The sequence below is a fragment of the Methylobacterium sp. 4-46 genome (genome assembly GCF_000019365.1).
Lineage (GTDB): Bacteria > Pseudomonadota > Alphaproteobacteria > Rhizobiales > Beijerinckiaceae > Methylobacterium.
Genome location: NC_010511.1, coordinates 6,497,954 through 6,514,050, shown reverse-complemented (window position 1 = coordinate 6,514,050; position 16,097 = coordinate 6,497,954). Strand labels below are relative to the sequence as shown.

At 68.4% G+C, this 16,097-nt stretch carries 15 protein-coding genes and 1 pseudogene; 6 read left to right on the top strand and 10 right to left on the bottom strand.

What is annotated here, in order from left to right:
• Positions 1-34 precede the first annotated feature (34 nt).
• The 3 genes from M446_RS28615 to M446_RS28605 all read right to left on the bottom strand — a co-directional run bounded on the left by M446_RS28615 (position 35) and on the right by M446_RS28605 (position 2,930).
• Positions 35-325: a GlsB/YeaQ/YmgE family stress response membrane protein gene (locus tag M446_RS28615; RefSeq protein ID WP_012335582.1), complete on the bottom strand. Its 291-nt coding sequence runs from the start codon at positions 323-325 to the stop codon at positions 35-37.
• A gap of 69 nt (positions 326-394) precedes the next feature.
• On the bottom strand, positions 395-1,435 hold the full coding sequence (locus M446_RS28610) for a sensor histidine kinase (RefSeq protein ID WP_012335581.1): 1,041 nt from the start codon (positions 1,433-1,435) through the stop codon (positions 395-397).
• Positions 1,422-2,930 (bottom strand): ATPase domain-containing protein, encoded by a 1,509-nt coding sequence (locus M446_RS28605; RefSeq protein ID WP_012335580.1) that lies wholly within the window; start codon positions 2,928-2,930, stop codon positions 1,422-1,424. Before M446_RS28605 ends, M446_RS28610 begins: the two co-directional genes overlap by 14 nt.
• 252 nt (positions 2,931-3,182) lie before the next feature.
• Between M446_RS28605 and M446_RS28600 the strand changes: the two genes are divergently transcribed.
• Together M446_RS28600 and M446_RS28595 are read left to right on the top strand one after the other, a co-directional pair.
• Positions 3,183-3,659 (top strand): hypothetical protein, encoded by a 477-nt coding sequence (locus tag M446_RS28600; RefSeq protein ID WP_236728865.1) that lies wholly within the window; start codon positions 3,183-3,185, stop codon positions 3,657-3,659.
• A 102-nt stretch (positions 3,660-3,761) separates the two neighbouring features.
• Positions 3,762-4,493 (top strand): alpha/beta fold hydrolase, encoded by a 732-nt coding sequence (locus M446_RS28595; RefSeq protein WP_012335578.1) that lies wholly within the window; start codon positions 3,762-3,764, stop codon positions 4,491-4,493.
• Between the two features lie 173 nt (positions 4,494-4,666).
• Here M446_RS28595 and M446_RS28590 read toward each other — a convergent pair whose 3' ends face one another.
• Positions 4,667-4,951, bottom strand: a complete 285-nt coding sequence (locus M446_RS28590) for a hypothetical protein (RefSeq protein WP_012335577.1) — start codon at positions 4,949-4,951, stop codon at positions 4,667-4,669.
• Between the two features lie 100 nt (positions 4,952-5,051).
• A complete protein-coding gene (locus M446_RS28585; protein WP_012335576.1) occupies positions 5,052-5,360 on the bottom strand; it encodes a hypothetical protein in 309 nt (102 codons plus the stop codon).
• Positions 5,361-5,538: 178 nt separating this feature from the next.
• Here M446_RS28585 and M446_RS28580 point away from each other — a divergent pair, with 178 nt between their 5' ends.
• The 4 genes from M446_RS28580 (at position 5,539) to M446_RS28570 (ending at position 7,279) form a co-directional block, all read left to right on the top strand.
• The gene (locus M446_RS28580; RefSeq protein WP_012335575.1) at positions 5,539-5,838 is read left to right on the top strand and encodes a hypothetical protein; all 300 of its coding nucleotides are present in this window, start codon (positions 5,539-5,541) and stop codon (positions 5,836-5,838) included.
• 122 nt (positions 5,839-5,960) lie between these two features.
• Positions 5,961-6,227: a hypothetical protein gene (locus M446_RS28575; RefSeq protein WP_012335574.1), complete on the top strand. Its 267-nt coding sequence runs from the start codon at positions 5,961-5,963 to the stop codon at positions 6,225-6,227.
• 194 nt (positions 6,228-6,421) lie between these two features.
• Positions 6,422-6,553, top strand: coding sequence for a hypothetical protein (locus M446_RS39300; protein ID WP_012335573.1), 132 nt, complete (start codon positions 6,422-6,424; stop codon positions 6,551-6,553).
• A 96-nt stretch (positions 6,554-6,649) separates the two neighbouring features.
• Entirely contained in the window at positions 6,650-7,279 is a 630-nt protein-coding gene (locus M446_RS28570) for a L,D-transpeptidase (protein ID WP_012335572.1), read from the top strand.
• Between the two features lie 33 nt (positions 7,280-7,312).
• Here the strand turns inward: M446_RS28570 and M446_RS28565 are convergent, their stop codons facing one another.
• The 5 genes and pseudogenes from M446_RS28565 to M446_RS39520 form a co-directional block, all read right to left on the bottom strand.
• The gene (locus M446_RS28565) at positions 7,313-9,301 is read right to left on the bottom strand and encodes a class I SAM-dependent methyltransferase (RefSeq protein ID WP_043701747.1); all 1,989 of its coding nucleotides are present in this window, start codon (positions 9,299-9,301) and stop codon (positions 7,313-7,315) included.
• Between the two features lie 457 nt (positions 9,302-9,758).
• Positions 9,759-10,672 (bottom strand): annotated as a pseudogene (locus M446_RS28560) (IS3 family transposase).
• Positions 10,673-10,702: 30 nt separating this feature from the next.
• The gene (locus M446_RS38615; protein WP_012335570.1) at positions 10,703-12,922 is read right to left on the bottom strand and encodes a PAS domain S-box protein; all 2,220 of its coding nucleotides are present in this window, start codon (positions 12,920-12,922) and stop codon (positions 10,703-10,705) included.
• A gap of 1,173 nt (positions 12,923-14,095) precedes the next feature.
• Positions 14,096-15,607 carry a tetratricopeptide repeat protein gene (locus tag M446_RS28535; RefSeq protein ID WP_322597452.1) on the bottom strand — a complete coding sequence of 504 codons (1,512 nt, stop codon included), beginning with the start codon at positions 15,605-15,607 and terminating at the stop codon, positions 14,096-14,098.
• 6 nt (positions 15,608-15,613) lie between these two features.
• A complete protein-coding gene (locus M446_RS39520) occupies positions 15,614-16,042 on the bottom strand; it encodes an adenylate/guanylate cyclase domain-containing protein (RefSeq protein WP_322597451.1) in 429 nt (142 codons plus the stop codon).
• Between the last annotated feature and the right edge of the window lie 55 nt (positions 16,043-16,097).

Sequence of the window (16,097 nt, the reverse complement as noted above, 5' to 3'; positions counted from 1 at the left end):
CAAATGGGACGTGACGCCCCGCCGCGCGCCCGGCTCAGTAGGTCGGGCGCTGCCCCTTCACGGCCCGGTAGACGGTGATGACGATCACGGCGCCGACCGTCGCGGAGATCAGGTTGCGCCAGAAGCCGAAGATCGGGATGTGGAGCTGCGCCGCCAGGAAGTTGCCGACCACGCCGCCGATGATGCCGAGCACGATGTTGGCGAGGAGGCCCATGGTCGAGGAGGTGAATTTCTCCGCGAGCCAGCCCGCCAGCGCCCCGATGACGATTGCCATGAAGAAGCCGACGCCCGGTTGCCCGAGCGCCCCGTAGATGTGACCGTTCATTGATCCCCTCCTTGACCCTGGGTCCCGCGCGCCGGGCCGGGCGGCGCGGCGCATCCGATTCCGTGCCGGTCAATAATGGGGGACCGTGCGGGTCTCCACCAGGGGCGCCTCCATCCGGAAATGCAGGCCGGCCGGGGCGAAGTCGAAGCGGATATCCGCCCCGCACTGCATGGTCAGCACCCGTTGCAGCAGGGTCGAGCCGAAGCCCTTGCGGGTGGGCGGGCGGGCCGGCGGGCCGCCGCGCTCGGTCCAGTCGAGCCGCAGCCGCCGGGCGCCCTCCGCCGCCCTGATCTCCCAGCGCACCGCGATGCGGCCCTCCGGCACCGAGAGCGCCCCGTGCTTGGCGGCGTTGGTGGTGAGTTCGTGGATCGCCATCCCGGTCGGCACCGCGAGGTCCGCCGTCAGCTCCACGGGCGGGCCGTCGAGGGCGATGCGCCGCCCCTCCGCGTCGTTGTAGGGGGCGAGTTCGTTCTCCAGCATCTCCTGCAGCGAGGCCATCTGCCAGTAATCGTCGGTGAGGAGATTGTGGGTCTTGGCGAGCGAGATCACCCGGGCGGAGAAGCTCTGGTAGAACTCGTCGACGCTGGTGGCCGAGCGCGACGAGGCGCCGAGCAGGGCCTGCACGGTGGCCAGGGTGTTCTTCACCCGGTGGTGCAGCTCGCGGATGAGGAGGGTCTGGCGCTCGGCGGTCTGCTGGCGCTCGCGCAGGAAGGCGGCGGCCTCGCGCTGGCGCCGGCGCGCCCGCACGGCGAAGCGCGCCGCCGTCAGCAGGGTGGTCGGGTGGAAGGGCCGCTCCAGGAGCGTCACGTTGCCCAGGATCTCCATCAGTCGCGGATCGGGCGGGGAGCCGCGCAGGGTCAGGAGCAGGAACGGGTAGTCCGACCAGGGTTCCTGGCCGGCGATCCAGGCCGCGAGGTCGCGCCGGTCGGCGTCGCGCAGCGCCTCCTCGGTGACGACCGCGCAGCTGCCCGCGTCGAGGCGCGCCACGAGGTCGGGCAGCCCCGCGCAGAGGGCCGCCCGCAGGCCGCCCTCGCTCAGGATGGCGCTCGCCACGACGGCGTCGCGGCCCGTGGGAGCCAGGATCAGGACCGGTGGATCAGTCTCGCTCATCACCGCCCTGATCGGCCAGCAGCCGGCCGAGATCTCCCACGTAGGTCGGAACGCCCGTCAGCACGCCCCGGAAGGCCGAGAGGGGCTCGCCCACCTGCAAACCGTCACCGCCGATCCGCAGTTCCCGGATCGCGGCCTCGTGCGGGCCGACCCGCTTCTTGATCACCGAGATCGCCCGCCGCAGCGCTCCCCCGGCCTCGAAGAAACGGAACAGCAGGATCGTGTCGCTGAGGTAGGTGAGATCGATCGGCGACGACATCTGCCCGATCAGCCCGTGCTGGGCCAGCACCAGCAGGGTCGTGACCCCCTGCTGGTTCAGGTAGGTCAGGATCTCGTGCATCTGGAGCAGCAGGTACTGCTCCTCCGGCATGGCGTTGTGGTAGCCGGTGAGCGAGTCGATCAGCACGACGCGGGCATCGTCCCGCTCCACCGCCTCGCGCACGATCGCCGTGAGCTCGCCGGGCGAGACCTCGGCCGGGTCGATCTGCTCCAGCCGCAGCAGGCCCGACTGGCAGTAGGGCTCGATATCCATGCCGAGACCCCGCGCCCGCCGCTTGAGCACGCTCGACGCCTCGTCGAAGCTCAGGATCAGCGCGTGATCGCCGCGCTGCAGGGCGCTCACCAGGAAGGCGAGCGCGCTCGACGACTTGCCGACCCCGGAGGGGCCGAGCAGCATCGTGCTGGTGCCCCGGTCGAGCCCGCCGCCGAGCAGCGCGTCGAAGGCGGCGATGCCGCTCGTGAGCCTCTCCTCCGGGAAGGCGTGGCCGTGCTCGGCCGCGATCAGGCGGGGGAAGATCGACACGCCCCCCTTCCGGATCACGAAGTCGTGGTAGCCGCCCCGGAAGGCGGTGGCCCGCATCTTGATCACCCGCAGCCGCCGCCGCTCGCCGCCGTAGAGGGGCGCGAGCTGCTCCAGCCGCACCACCGCGTGGCAGAGGCTGTGCAGGTTCAGGTCGTCCTGCTCGGAGGTGATGTCGTCGAGGAGCAGCGCGGTCGTGTCGTGGATGAGCAGGAAGCTGCGCAGGGCGAGCACTTGGCGCCGGAAGCGCAGCGAGCCCTGCGAGAGCAGGCGGATCTCCGACAGGCTGTCGACCACCACCCGCTGCGGCTTGATGCGGTCGATCTCGGCGATCGCCATCCGGACCGTCTCGCCGAGTTCGAGGTCGGACGAGTGGACGAGGCTCTGCTGCTGGGAGGGATCGAGGGAGAGTTCCGGCGGCACCAGCTCGAACACCTCGATCCCGTCGAGGCTCCAGCCGTGCCGCTCGGCGACGTTGAGGAGCTCGCGCCGGCTCTCCGAGAGCGTGATGTAGAGGCAGCGCTCCCCCGCACGCGCGCCGTCGAGCAGGAATTGCAGGGCCAGCGTGGTCTTGCCCGAGCCGGGCCGCCCCTCGATCAGATGCGCGCGGTTCGCCGCGTAGCCCCCGCCGAGGATGTAATCCAGGCCGGGAACGCCGGTGGCGATCCGAGTCGCGTCGTCGGATGGTGCGGTCATGGCGGCCCCTGGGTGGAATCCTGCCGCCCCCCTAACAGATGCCGCCTGCGGTTGCACGCGGCCTCCAGGATATTCAGTATTCCAGATTACTTTTAGTCTTGCCAGGATTAGACGGCGCAAACGACGCGCGAATGCCCGCGCAATGTGCGCCAGGACACATCATTTCCGCCACAGCGGCGCTATTGAGGCGGACGACGCCGATTGCGAGCGACGCAGAATGCTGCCGCGCTTGCCCGAGATCAGGGGCGTGTCATGCAGATTGCTTGGCCTCACCGTCACTGTGACGGATCGGTTCATTACACCCATTGCTGCGCCGAGGCCGTCGAGGCGCTCCCGGCCTTCGAGCGGACGGATCGCCCGGCCCGGATGGGCCGGCGCCTGCGCGCCGCGCTCGGGGCGGCGGCGGCGGCGCTCGGCCTCGCCACGGCGGGGTTCTGGCTGATGATGCTGAGCACGCCGCCGGTGTCCCAGGCCGCCCTGCCGGCCGGGGCCGACCTGTGCCGGAATGCGGGGCACGAGGTCCGCACCCTGATGGAGGCCGAGATTGCCCGCCGGGCCCGGATCGGCGCGGCCCCGGGCCAGGCCGCCTTCAACGAGTTGCTGCTGTGGAAGCAGGCCGCCGAGGGCGCCTGCGCGGCGGGCCGCACCCGCGACGCCCTGCGCGAGTTCCAGGCGCTGGAGCGGCTGCTCGCGGCCCGCGCCAGCCGTCCCGCCGCCGACGAGGAGTGAGGGCGGCTGCGCCCGCCGCGGGCGCCCCGCCTTGCGCTCCGGCGCCGCGCGCGCTTGGGTGGGGCCCGGGCGGCGCGGCGCCGCCCCGGCCGGGAGGGGCGCATGGCGGAGCGGGAGCGACCGGCCTTCGTGCTGGTGCACGGGGCGTGGCACGGCGGCTGGTGCTGGCGGCGGGTGGCCGACCTGCTGCGCGGGCGGGGCCACCGCGTCTTCGCCCCGACCTGCACCGGGCTCGGCGAGCGGGCGCATCTCCTCTCCCGCGCCGTCACCCTCGACACCTTCGTGCGGGACGTGGCGGGCCTGATCGTCGCGGAGGAGCTCGACGACGTCGTGCTCGTCGGCCATTCCTTCGGCGGGCTCCCGGTCAGCGGCGTCGCCGACGCGATGCCGGAGCGGATCCGCCACCTCGTCCTCCTCGACGCGATGCTGGTCGAGCCCGGGCGCGCGCCCTTCGACGCGGTGCCGCCGGACCTCGCCGCCGCCCGGCGCCGGGCCGCCGCCGAGACGAGCGGGGGCGTGAGCCTGCCGGTGCCGCCCCCCGAGGCCTTCGGGGTGTTCGATCCCGCCGACGCCGCCTGGCTCGCCCGGCGCCTGACGCCCCACCCGCTCGGCACCTACGAGAGCCCGCTCGTCCTGCGCAACCCGGTCGGCAACGGGCTGCCGCGCACCTACGTGGATTGCACCGCCCCCACCTACCCGGCCCTCGACGGCGTGAAGGAGTGGGTCCGGCGCCAGCCGGGCTGGCGCTTCGCCGACCTCGCGACGGGGCACGACGCCATGGTGAGCGCGCCCGAGGCCACCGCCCGCCTCCTGCTGGACTGCGCGGGCGCCTGATCCGGGTTCCGCGCGGCCTGTTCGGATCCGGCGCCGATCCGTCCGGACGGCCCAGGATGCGGACGCATCGGGCCGTCGATCCTCTCGCAGTCCCGGCACGCGCGATTGGCGCGTGCCGGGACTGCGAGAGGATCGACGGTCGTGGGAACGGTCATGGGACATGACCGCCGCTGTCAGGCCATGGTGACGGTGGCCTGGGCCTGATCGATCTCGATCAGCCTGAGACCGAACGGGCGGCCCTCCCGCGCCTCCCAGTCGGCCAGGGCGGCGTTGACCTCGTCCGGCCCCTCCTCGGCCAGGGCGCGGCGGCCCACCGGCGCCGCGAGGGCGTGGGCCACCTCCTCGATCAGCCTCGTCCGGCTCGCCGTGTCGGCCTGGCCCGCGGCGGCCAGATAGGCGCCGACGATCTGGCGCGACAGGGTCTCGATGACGGCCTGGTTCACGGAAGTCATGACCATGTGGGCGTGTCCCTCCGGGCGATCGCGGCTCCGTCGGCCGGTCCCCAACAACACCGCAGCCCCGCCGGCGTTGCGCTCGGCCGCGCCTCGGCCCGCGCCCTCAGCTCCCTTGGCTCGCGGCCCGGTGGGAGGCGAGGGTGACCACCTCGGCGCTCGGCGGGGTGGCCGGCTTGTCCGGGTGCATCATGAAGATCACCGGGCTGCGGGGCGTGTAGCCCGGATTGCCGCGCAGGTTGAGCAGCGGCTGGAGCTCGATCGCCGCGAGGTCCGCCATGGTGGCGTCGCGCCAGACATGGCCCGGCGACGAGGTCTTGCCGAAGGGCCACCAGCCCGGGCGGACGGCCTCGACCTGCAGCACCAGCTTGCCGGTCAGGGTGCGGCGGAAGTTGAAGCGACCCGTTATGGCCATGACCGACCCTCCACCGGGCCACCATGCGGCCCGTCCCTCAACCAACCCTAAAGACACGCTCCGGGTTCGCCGGCACCCGCACCGGCGGCGGAGCGCCCGCCTCCGCTTGCCCCGCGGACCGGGCCGTGCTCTCTGCACCAAGATAAGGGCCGCGCGCGAATCGGCCACGGGGGGTGGGATGCAGCAGAAGCTGGCCTTCGGGGTCTTCCTCGTCATGGGGGTGACCAACCTGCTGGCCGTGCAGGCCGGGCTGATCCAGGTCCTGGGCCTGCCCTGGCCGCTCGCCTTCCTGGTGGCGATCCCGTTCTTCTATTTCCGCTACGTGGGATCGGTGGCCGGCATCCTCGGGGCGGTGGTGGGGTGGCACTGGTCCCTGCCCGCCGCCGTGGTGCTCTTCGCCTGGCCGGCCCTTCTCTACGGCGTCCTGCGCGGCTGGAGCGAGGTCGCGGCCCTGCTGACGCCGCGCCGGGCCGCCTGATCCCGGCGGGCGAAAGGCTCCGTCCTCGAACCTCGCCGGGCCCCGCCCGGCCTGGAAACTTCCCAGCAGGGCGCGCGTTGAAGGGCCCACGCGCGACGCGCGAAACGCTAGGGAGGGCAGAGATGAGACGGTTCCTGCTCGGAGTGGTTGCGTTCTCCACCATCATCGCCGGCCCGGGGGCGAGTCTCGCCCAGGGCCTCTCGATCGGGCCGGGCGGCGTGCGCATCGACGACGGCCGCGGCCCGCCCGGCTATCGCCGCGGCTATTCCGAGGAGGGCGGGCGCCGCCGCGGCATGTGCCGCGAATTGCGGCAGGCCTGCCTGCACAAGGAGGAACTCGGCGAGCAGGGCGCCGGCAATTGCCGCCGCTACCGCCGGATGTGCGGCTGACGCGCCCGGGCGGCGGACCGCCTGCGGGCCGCCGCCCAACCACCCACGCGACGGGCCGCCTGCGGGCTGTCGCCCAACGCGCCCACGCGACGGGCCGCTTGCGGGCCGCCGCCCGACGCTCCATCTGTTCTCTTTATGTTCTCGCAGGAGGCGGGCCGACGGCCCCCCGGCGAGCCTGGGAGCGGAGGAGCCGGATGGCGGACCAGCACGACGAGGAGGCGGAGGAGGTCGCGCGGGTCGAGCAGGCGGCGCGGATCGCGGCGCTGCGCGACGCCGAGCAGGAGCGCATGACGGAGATCCTGCTCGCCCGGGGCGACGCGCCCTGAGCCGGGGCGAGGCGCCGCATCCGGGCGCGATGCGGATTGCCGGGAACCGGGGGCCGGGGAAGACCGTCATACCGCGGCCCCCTGCCGAGGTCAGCCATGCGTCCCCGCCTCCTGGTTCTCCTGTCGAGTCTCCTCCTGATGGGCCTGCTCTCGGCCGCCCGGGCCGAGGTGACGATCCGGATCGACAAGACCGCCCAGCGCATGGCGGTGAGCGTCGACGGGCAGCCCCGCTACCTGTGGCCGGTCTCGACCGGCCTGCCGGCCCACGAGACCCCGAGCGGGTCGTTCCGTCCCTTCCGGATGGAGCGGCAGCACGTCTCGCGGGAGTGGGACGACGCGCCCATGCCCTTCTCGCTCTTCTTCACGCAGGCGGGCCACGCCATCCACGGGACGAGCCACGGCCGCGCGCTCGGCCGCCGCGCCTCCCACGGCTGCGTGCGCCTGAGCGTGCGCAACGCCGCGACCCTCTTCGCCCTGGTCGGCCGCGAGGGCCTGGGCCGCACCCGCATCGTGATCGAGGAGGGCGGGGGCGGGCTCGTGGCGCGCCGGCACCAGGGGCCGGCCCGGAGGCTGGCGGGGCCGCGGCCCCTCGACTTCTACGAGGAGGACGGGGCCGGGCCGGAGGCCTGGACGCGCCCGGTGGACGGCTTCGAGCGGAGCGCCCGGCCCGTGCTGCTGCTGCGCGCGGGCCGGCCGGCCGCCTACGATCCCTGGTCCGACCAGTGATCCGGGCTCCGCTTGATCGAAGCGGATCCCGCATCACCGCGATCGTGAAGCATCCCCATCCGCGTCGTGGGAGCCGCCTCCACGGTCGGGCTTCGTGATGAGAAACGAGAAGTGTGCCGAGAACATCAGCCGTATCAGGTTGATCTCCGCCGGCGTGTGTCCCATGCGAGCGCCGTATTTCAGAAACTCTTCATGAATGACGTTTTCTCGTGACAGCATGGCCGACAGCTTGTTGTCGTCCCGGCTCCTGGTGACGATCAGAAGCCGCCGTCCCATCCAGGTGAAAACATCGTAGCTCGGATAGACCCGGGACAGACGCAGTCCGGCGCTTTGCGCTGCCAATTTCAATCCATATGGAGTAAAATTGAAGGTGGAATAGTCATGAAACTGCTCGAGATAGCTGACGGATCCGATCAGGCGCCCGCCGGGCTTGAGGACGCGCGCGATCTCCGACAGCGCTGCGCGAGGGACGTGAACGTGCTCGAAGACTTGAAACGAGAAGACGACGTCGAAGGATGAATCGGGGTAAGGGAGCGCCGTTCCATCGTAGAAATCGATGCCCGTCTCGGCACGGGCTTCGGCGCGGACGCCTTCGGCCATGCCCGCGAGATAGTTCACGCCGCGCCACGCGTAGCCCATTCCCTCGATCGCCTGCCGCCAGCCGCCCGTTCCGCACCGGTAATCGAGCAGGCGGCGTCGGTCCGGTTGGTAGGCTTCGGCCAGCATCTCCTCCGGCGCCATGATGCGCGTGGAGTGCTGGTCGACCAGATCGCCGACCTCGGCCACGAAGGATCCGTCCAGCGCGGTCTTGCTCCCGCTTTCCAGGATGTCCCGCACGAAAGCCCCGAGCGCCAGATCGCTCGGCGGGTCGTTCGGCGGGGCGCTCGGGCGCGCGGTCCGGGACAGGTGAAGGTCGGCCGACATGCCCGGGCGCGAGACGATGCCGACCCAGCCGTCGGCGATCGAGCCCAGATCGACCGCAACGCCGCCGGCTCGGCGGATCTGGTTGCAGTAGAACTTGCCGAGGATGCCGGCCGCCACGACGAACAGCCTGCCGTGAAGAGACCGCGAGGACAAATCGGCCATGATCTGGCGGAAGCGGGTCGGCCAATGCTCGCCCCGCGTCGCCGAGTCCGGCAGCAGGTGGTCGTGTCCCTTCTCCCCCGGGACGTGGTGAAACTCGATGTCCGCGATGCCGAACGCCTCGGGGAGCAACCGAGTCAATTCCTGGTGGCAGGAGATCAGCCCGATTGTCCTCTGCCCTCGCAGCAGGTCTTGGATCAGGCCGGCATTGTGCAGTTCGACATGGATCAGCTGCGTGCACGTGTGCCCGTTGGTTGCCCGGGACGCGCGCAGCGCGTTGGTGAGCGCGGAGATGCCCGTGATGCTGGCGATGCGGTATTCGTGCTCCAGCCAGCTCGGGTAGGGCAGACCCACGATGTCCGCTTCGGCGATCGCGTCCGTGATCGTCCTGGCCTGCGAGATCCACGGATCCGCGTTGGGGTCGACGGCGCCCCCGAACCAGATCTGGGCCCGATCGCGCCGGTTGTGGGCGTAGAGGGCCGCGAAGCGCGCCTCGTCCTCGGCGCCGAGGGAGACGAACGCGCCTTCGCCGTCGCCGATGCGGATCAGGCTGAAGCCCCGCCGCTCGCGGAGCGCGGCGGCGATCGCGTCGGCGACGGCGCCCGCTCGCAGGTGCGCCGGAGCGCGCTCGCGCGCGCGCGCCATTCCGATCGCCGCGTCGCGCGGGAAGGCCTCCTGGAACAGGCCGAATTCCCGCATCACCCGGATATCGTTCTCCAGGCGTTCGCGCTCGGGATGGCCCTCGACCGCGATGCCGTCGAGCCGCCGCCGCGCCTCGGCGTGGCGGCCCGCGATGTGCAGCATGCGGGCGGACAGCAGATTGGCGCGCGCATCGCGAGGATTCTCGGAGAGGAGGGCGTCCGCGATGTCGAGGGAGGCGCGATGCTCTCCCGCGTGCATGAGGGACACGGCTCTCTCGAAGCGCTGGGCGGCGGTCACGTCGTAACTCCCGATCCTCGTTCGCGACGGGGACAGCCCGTTCCGAACGGCTGGAGCGTGCTTCATTCGGCTCCGCACGCCCTTCGCGCAGGGAGATGACCAAAGGTAAATATAATCCGACTTCAGGTCCATGCCCAGATCGCCGGAGGCGGCATCGTCCTCGCGGCGCACCGGCAGCACGAATGCACGTTCAGGCATCATCGAGCCGGGTGAACGCTTGGTGAATGGGCCATGATCGAGTCGGATCTGCCCGAGAATCCGGATCGCTTGCCGTGCCGACCCTGGGTGAGATGGTTGCCGTCCGGCCCGCTGGTTCCGGGCGGCGGGACCGGCGCCGTCGTCCGGTCCGGCGCTTCGCCGCCGGAAAGCGCCCGCGCCGCTGCGTCGAGACAGGATCCGCACGGGGTTCCGTTCGCCGGTCACCCGGGATGATCCTCCAGCGTTTCGGTGGACGCAGTTAGCTCACCATCTGCCGCTCGGCCTGCTCGGGTGTCGTATATCCGAGGGCCGAGTGGATCCGTTGCCGATTGGCGTAGCCCTCGCTGTCGGAGAAGAGCTCGCGCCGCGCCTCGTCCCGGGTTGCCCAGCGGCGCTGATGGACGAGCTCGACCTTAAGCGTGTGGAAGAAGCTCTCCATCGGTGCGTTGTCCAGGCCGTTGCCACGTCGGCTCATGGAGGCCTTGAGGCCTGCCGCGTCCAGGAGCCGCCGGTACTCTCCCGACGCATATTGGCAGCCGCGGTCGGTGTGTTGGATCAGCCCCGGCGCGGGGCGCTGCCGCTGAACGGCCATCAGGAGAGCGGCTGCTGCCAGCTCCGTGCGGAGATGCTCGCGCATCGCCCAGCCCGCGACCTTGCGCGTCGCGAGATCGAGAACGGCGGCGAGGGAGAGCCAGCCCTCACCGGTGGCACGTAGGTGATGTCCGCCAGCCAGATCTGGTTGGGAGCCGAGGCGGTGAAGCGCTGCTCGAGCAGGTTGGGGGCAACCGGCAGGCCGTGACGGCTGTCGGTCGTGCCGGGCCGGTCGCGGCCTGCCGCCGTGGCGCGGATGCCGTGTCGCCGCATGAGCCGCTCGATGCGACCACGGCTGACGCCCCGGCCCTCGGCACGCAAAGCCGCGTGCATGCGGGGCGAGGCGATCTCAGCAGCCTGCTCGGCGGGTGAGGCCACGGGTGAGGAGGGCTGTGCTGCCGGAGCGGCCGCCCGCGAGCGGGGCGCCTCGCCGGTGAGAACAGCGCGCCAGTTGCGCAGCATCGAGGGCTGGATGCCAAGTTCCGCCGCGATCTGCATCTGCGGGCGCCCGCTGCTCTCCAGGAGGGCCACCGCCTCGCGCTTGAATTCGGGGGTGAACGCCCGTCGCGCCTTCGTCGCCATTGAACGCCTTCCTCGCTCCCCACGAGCGGATCAGAGGCGTCCACCAACTCGAGGGAGGGTCACCATGCCCATGATGTTGCGAACCCGGTGCTGCAACTCATGCAGCAGCACACCCTGGTGCTCGTTGAGCCGTTGCGTCTCGGTGATGTCCTCGGCGATGCCGCCCACGCGGGGGATGTAGCCGTCGTCGCGCAACGGGAAGTCCGTGTTCCTGATCCAGCGAAAGGCGCCATCGGAAGGGCGTTGGATGCGGAACTCATGAACGGACGTGTTGCCGGCGCGTGCTGCCTGCAGGTGCCCCATCGCTGCCTCGCGCTCCTCCGGTACTATTACCGAAGCCCAGCGCTTCACATCACCGAGCAAGGCGTCCGGCTCCATGCCGTAGATGGCGCCGACAGCAGGGCTGACGAACTCCATCTCCAGGGTCTCGGCTACCCTGATCCAGAGACCGGCGGAGGAGTCACGAGCGAACTGCTGGAAGCGTTGCTCGCTCTCGCGCAGCGCCGTCTCCGCGCGGTCACGCTGGATCGCTGACCACAAGCGTTCTGCTGTCTCCTCAACGAGGGCGATCTCAACCGGGGTCCATCCTCGCGCCGAAGACTGCACGATGCAGAGCGCCGCCTCTAGTGTCCCGTCCTTCGCCAAGGGCACGCTGACCCAAGCGCTCACATCTTGCGCGGCGTAATACTCACGTTCGTGCTCGGGCAGGTCGGTGGCCTCCCACACGTTGGGAACGATCCAGGTGGCGCCGTCCGCGATACGCCCGTAGGTCGCGCGAAACGCCTCGAACGGGTACTGCCCGGCGAGGCTCGGCAGACCATCCACCAAATAGTCGTCCGCAACCTGTCCGTAGCCCGCCTGCGGCTCGTACCCCACGTAGTACACGCGCGAGGCGGACAGGCCCTCGCCCAACATGCGGCAGGCCGTTGCTCGCAACGTTTGCGCGTCACCGATGGGGCGCAGCGCGTCGCTGAGCTTCAGCAGGAACGCCTGCCGCTCCTCACCCTCGCGCAACGCAGCCTCGGCGCGCTTGCGTGCGGTGATGTCGGTGAAGAGAACGGCGACTTGGTTCTGGGCCCCATCCAAGGTGAAGATGTTGAGGTCGAACGTGCGGCCGAGCGTATGTTCGGTTTCTTCGATCCGGATCGGCTCGCCGGTATCGAGCGCCTGGCCATAGAGTTCCGTCCAGCGCGGGTTCGGTGACCCAAGTAGCTCCGTCGCTGTCTTGCCCACGGGGTAGGGCATCGACGTATGCTTCACGAAGGCGCGGTTCACATTGAGGAACCGGAAATCCACCCACTTGCCGGCGCCGTCCTGGAGCACCTCGATCACGGCGTAGGCCTCGTCCATGGACTCGAAGAGGGAGCGGTATTTCTCCTCGCTCTCGCGTTGCATCGCCTCGGCGCGCTTGCAGTCGTCGATGTCGATGTTCAGGCCCGCCCACCTCTCGATGTTCCCTCCCGCATCGAGCACGGGAGCAGCGCGGACGTTGGTCCAACGCCACCCACCATCGGGGGCACGAAGACGGAACTCGGCGTTGACGAGCCGGCGAGCTGCGATTGCCTCGCGCCATTGGTGTTCGGCGAAGGCGCGGTCGTCGGGATGGATCGCGTCCAACCAACCGTATCCAAGCCACTCCTCCACGGTCTGGCCAGTATAGGCACGCCAGCTCGGGCTGTCGGCGACGACGATGCCATGGGCATCGGTCTCCCACACGGCTTGCGCCCAGCTCTCGATCAGAAGGCGGTGCCGCGTCTCGCTCTCGCGCAACGCCGCCTCCATCCGCGCGCGGTCGCCCACTTCTGCACCAGTCATCTGAACGTAGGCGATGGAGCCGTCTCTCTCGCGCACGGGCGCAAGCAGCGCGTCGAACACATCCTTCGCGACGCCCTCGCCGCGCGTGTCAAGAGGTTGGCCGCCGACCTTCACCGTCTCGCCGAAGGCACGCGCGTAGTAGGGCGCCACGGTCGCCCACCCCACGGAGAAGGTATCGGGCAGGGGCCGGCCAAGTGCGGCGGGATGGTGGTCGCCGAAGTGCCGGGCGGCCGCGGCGTTGTAGAGGAGGAGGCGCTGCGGCCCGCACGCAAGTGTCGACACGAGCGGACTGGCAAGCATGAGTTCGACTGCCAGCTTCAGGCGCTCCGACCAGTCTGCGATCGGCCCGAGCGGCGTTGCCGACCAGTCGAAGTCACGGATGCGCCCTGCCATCTCCCCGTCCCCGAAGGGCCATCGCGTGTCGATCTGCGTCATGGATCCAAGAGGCAGGGGCACGAGCGAAGGTCAACTATCGCATGTTATCTCCGGCTCCATGGCGGAGGCACTGGGCTATGTACGCTTCCTGCCGCGTCACTAACCGCCGCTGTCCACCCTCAGCGGCCCTTCGCATGGTCAAGCTGATTGAGTTTTGACCCTAGAGCAGCACCCGATCACGTTGCAATCGGGTACAGCTCTAGGTCTTTGATCTTGCCGCATTTTCTGCGACGAACCGGCATCCACTTCGTCGGAAAATGCTCTAGATCATCTAAGCTCAGGCTGGGACTCGCGTCCCCCCATCCTCTCCCATGCTGATAGTGCTGAAACCGATTTACCCGCTCTCGAATGAACCACAGGTCTGATCTGTGCGTTCTTAGATTAGCCCTCGGCTGAGTTAGTGTGGTAGGGACAACCTATGTTGCACCAGCGCGTATCAGAGACACCAGAGTCAGCGGCAACCTGCCCTGTCGGGGACATCGTCGCAGCCTACCTCATGCTCACGGGTGGTGATGCGGAACTCGCGCTGAGGTGGGCTGTCACTGATGCTCTGGCCGACCTCTTGGTGGCTGACAGACGCACGCGGGAGCGCAGCCGGCTCATCGGTCGAGGCTACGCCGCGAGGCAGTTCATCGGCGGTTGAGAAGCGCCTACCTCCTCGACGGAGCGGCCTCAGTCGGCCCCCATGAGGTGGGGCGTAACCCGGCTCCTCGCCCCGCTTGTCAGCACCACGGCGAACTTGATGCCGACCGTGTTGCCGTTCCGCCAGTGCACCTTCGCCGGGTGTGGATCGCCCATAGGCTCCAGGATAAAGCTGAAGCGCGGGGGTAGCCACGCTATCAGGGAACGACACACACGCTCCTTCGTTCGACAGGTTGAGGAGAAAGCACAGCACCTGCTCCCCTGAACCATCCTCGAACTGCGCGTGGTTCGTGACGGACACACGAAGGCGGGGTGGTCGCGGCGGTGTGGTCACGTATGCGGCTCCCTGAGCGCGTTCCATCCCACCCGTTCGAGGCTTAGCATCTGGTTATTCAGGGGTGGGGGCCTTCCGGCGCGACCGACCCATATCAATACTGAGTTCGGCCCCACTGCTATTGTGGCCGCGCTTAGGATCGGGCAGCATCGCCGGCATGTCTCACCACCCCTCAGCCCGCTACACCAATGATATTATCATTCCTCCTGAAGCCCTGACCTTCGAAGTCCCTCTACCATTCGCGTGTATTCGGCGACGAACTTAGGATTATTCGACCAATCAGCCGTCGCCCACTTCTTGACGGTATATCCAGGCATCAGCCTCAGTAGCCCTTCGTTCGCCGCCTTCGCCTCGTCGTAACGCCCTAGCCACCCATATGAGGTTGCAAGATCAATGTAAGACATATAGTATGGCGCGATCGCATTCGCTTTATGACACCAATCAATCGCTTGCTCCCAATTTCCCATATGAGAGTGTGCATGACATATATCGAACAGCCAGATATTGAGGTTCGGATCCCGTGGACTGAGGCGGATTGCTTTCTCGAAATATGGGATCGACTCGGACGACCTCCCTGCGAATATCCTTAGGAGACCTGAGAACGCGTGACCATCAGCGAAGTTTGCGTTGCTATCAACAGCGGCATCTAACTCGTGTATGGCTTGTTCGAACTGTTTCTTGAAGGCCAGTGCCTGCCCCTTGGACCAATAAGCCATCGCATTATGAGGCCTCTTCTCAAGGACAGGGGCAATCATCTCCTCAATCTTGTTGGCTTCTGAAACAGGGTTGTCACTCCATCCAGCACGAGCCCGGACGGCTAGAGCCCTCGACATTCCAACGACGGCCTGCAGCGACTCATCATCAAGCCTCAGTGCTTGCTCGAACTGGTTTATAGCCTCAGCGACATTAACCTTACTGCGAGGTCTATTCAGTGCTGCCCATCCTCCGAGGGTAAGATCAACAACGTCAGGATTATTGGGTCGCTCCCGTAACGAGCGGAGGCTCTCTTCCTGTATCAGCTGGACATCAAGGGAGCGCGCCAACCTTGCAACGAATTCCGCCTGCAACTCACCAAGTCTACTCCTCTCCCCTTCAAGCCGATCGGCCCACAAGTGAGAGCCGGTCTCGGAAGAGATCAGCTGCGCATTAATGATTATCTTGTCCCCAATCCTGCGAACGCTGCCCTCCAGCACGTAGCGCACACCCAGATCGCGACCGAGTTGTTTCACGTCGACCGCTTTGCCCTTGTACGTGAAGGCGGTGTTGCGGGCGATGACGAAGCTGCCAGCGAGGTGGGACAGATCGGTGGTCAGATCCTCAGTGATACCGTCCGCGAAGAACTCCTGCTCCGGGTCGCTGCTCAGGTTCGTGAAGGGGAGGACCACGATTGACAGGCGAGGAGCCTCCTTGGCCTCTCCGGTCAGCTTGGCAGCGATGGTTTGGCCAGCTGGGATCGTGGTCGGGGCCGTGTAGGAGCGCCAGAGAAGCCCACCCGCAGCAAGGAGGGTAATGATACTGGCTCCGGCACCGATCGCCTTCCACGGCCTTTTGCTCGGCTTGGACCCCCCCTCTTGGGTCTCAGCCGTCGCCACGCTGCCCAGTCCCTCTATGGCCGAGGCTGAGAGAGCGAACACCCCGACCGGCCTCATGATGTTCTTGAGCTCGAGCCTGCCGCGATCCTCGAAGGGGTAGCCAAGCCGGTCCCGCACTTGGTCTTAGACAGCCTGAGCGACACAGATCCCTCCGGTCTCGGCCAAGGGCTCGAGCCTTGCCGCGATGTTGATGCCGTCCCCGTAGAGGTCCCCGTCGGCTTCTACGACGACATCGCCGAGGTTGATCCCGATGCGCAGGCGGAGGGCACGGTCCTCACCTGCCCCGGCCTCGTGACGAGGAACGCCTTGCTGGATCACCACCGCACAGGAGACCGCTCGAACCGCACTCCCGAACTCGGCAATGAACCCGTCCCCGACCGTCTTAATGATTCGGCCCTTGGCGGAGACCACAGCCGGTTCGATGATCTCGCGCCGGAGTGCCTTCAGGCGTCGCAGTGTCCCACTCTCGTCCAGTCCGATGAGGCGCGAGTAGCCCACCACATCGGCCACCAGGATCGTGACCAATCGCCTGTCTGCAACTGCCTGCACCATGGCGAGAGCCCCCAAGCCCGAATGTTACGATGAAACGCGCCCCTCCTGAAGGTCC

Coding starts and splice junctions, on each gene's coding strand:
- M446_RS28615 (WP_012335582.1), bottom strand. CDS start 325: ATGAACGGTCACATCTACGGGGCGCTCGGGCAACCGGGCGTCGGCTTC.
- M446_RS28610 (WP_012335581.1), bottom strand. CDS start 1,435: ATGAGCGAGACTGATCCACCGGTCCTGATCCTGGCTCCCACGGGCCGC.
- M446_RS28605 (WP_012335580.1), bottom strand. CDS start 2,930: ATGACCGCACCATCCGACGACGCGACTCGGATCGCCACCGGCGTTCCC.
- M446_RS28600 (WP_236728865.1), top strand. CDS start 3,183: ATGCAGATTGCTTGGCCTCACCGTCACTGTGACGGATCGGTTCATTAC.
- M446_RS28595 (WP_012335578.1), top strand. CDS start 3,762: ATGGCGGAGCGGGAGCGACCGGCCTTCGTGCTGGTGCACGGGGCGTGG.
- M446_RS28590 (WP_012335577.1), bottom strand. CDS start 4,951: ATGGTCATGACTTCCGTGAACCAGGCCGTCATCGAGACCCTGTCGCGC.
- M446_RS28585 (WP_012335576.1), bottom strand. CDS start 5,360: ATGGCCATAACGGGTCGCTTCAACTTCCGCCGCACCCTGACCGGCAAG.
- M446_RS28580 (WP_012335575.1), top strand. CDS start 5,539: ATGCAGCAGAAGCTGGCCTTCGGGGTCTTCCTCGTCATGGGGGTGACC.
- M446_RS28575 (WP_012335574.1), top strand. CDS start 5,961: ATGAGACGGTTCCTGCTCGGAGTGGTTGCGTTCTCCACCATCATCGCC.
- M446_RS39300 (WP_012335573.1), top strand. CDS start 6,422: ATGGCGGACCAGCACGACGAGGAGGCGGAGGAGGTCGCGCGGGTCGAG.
- M446_RS28570 (WP_012335572.1), top strand. CDS start 6,650: ATGCGTCCCCGCCTCCTGGTTCTCCTGTCGAGTCTCCTCCTGATGGGC.
- M446_RS38615 (WP_012335570.1), bottom strand. CDS start 12,922: ATGACGCAGATCGACACGCGATGGCCCTTCGGGGACGGGGAGATGGCA.
- M446_RS39520 (WP_322597451.1), bottom strand. CDS start 16,042: ATGGTGCAGGCAGTTGCAGACAGGCGATTGGTCACGATCCTGGTGGCC.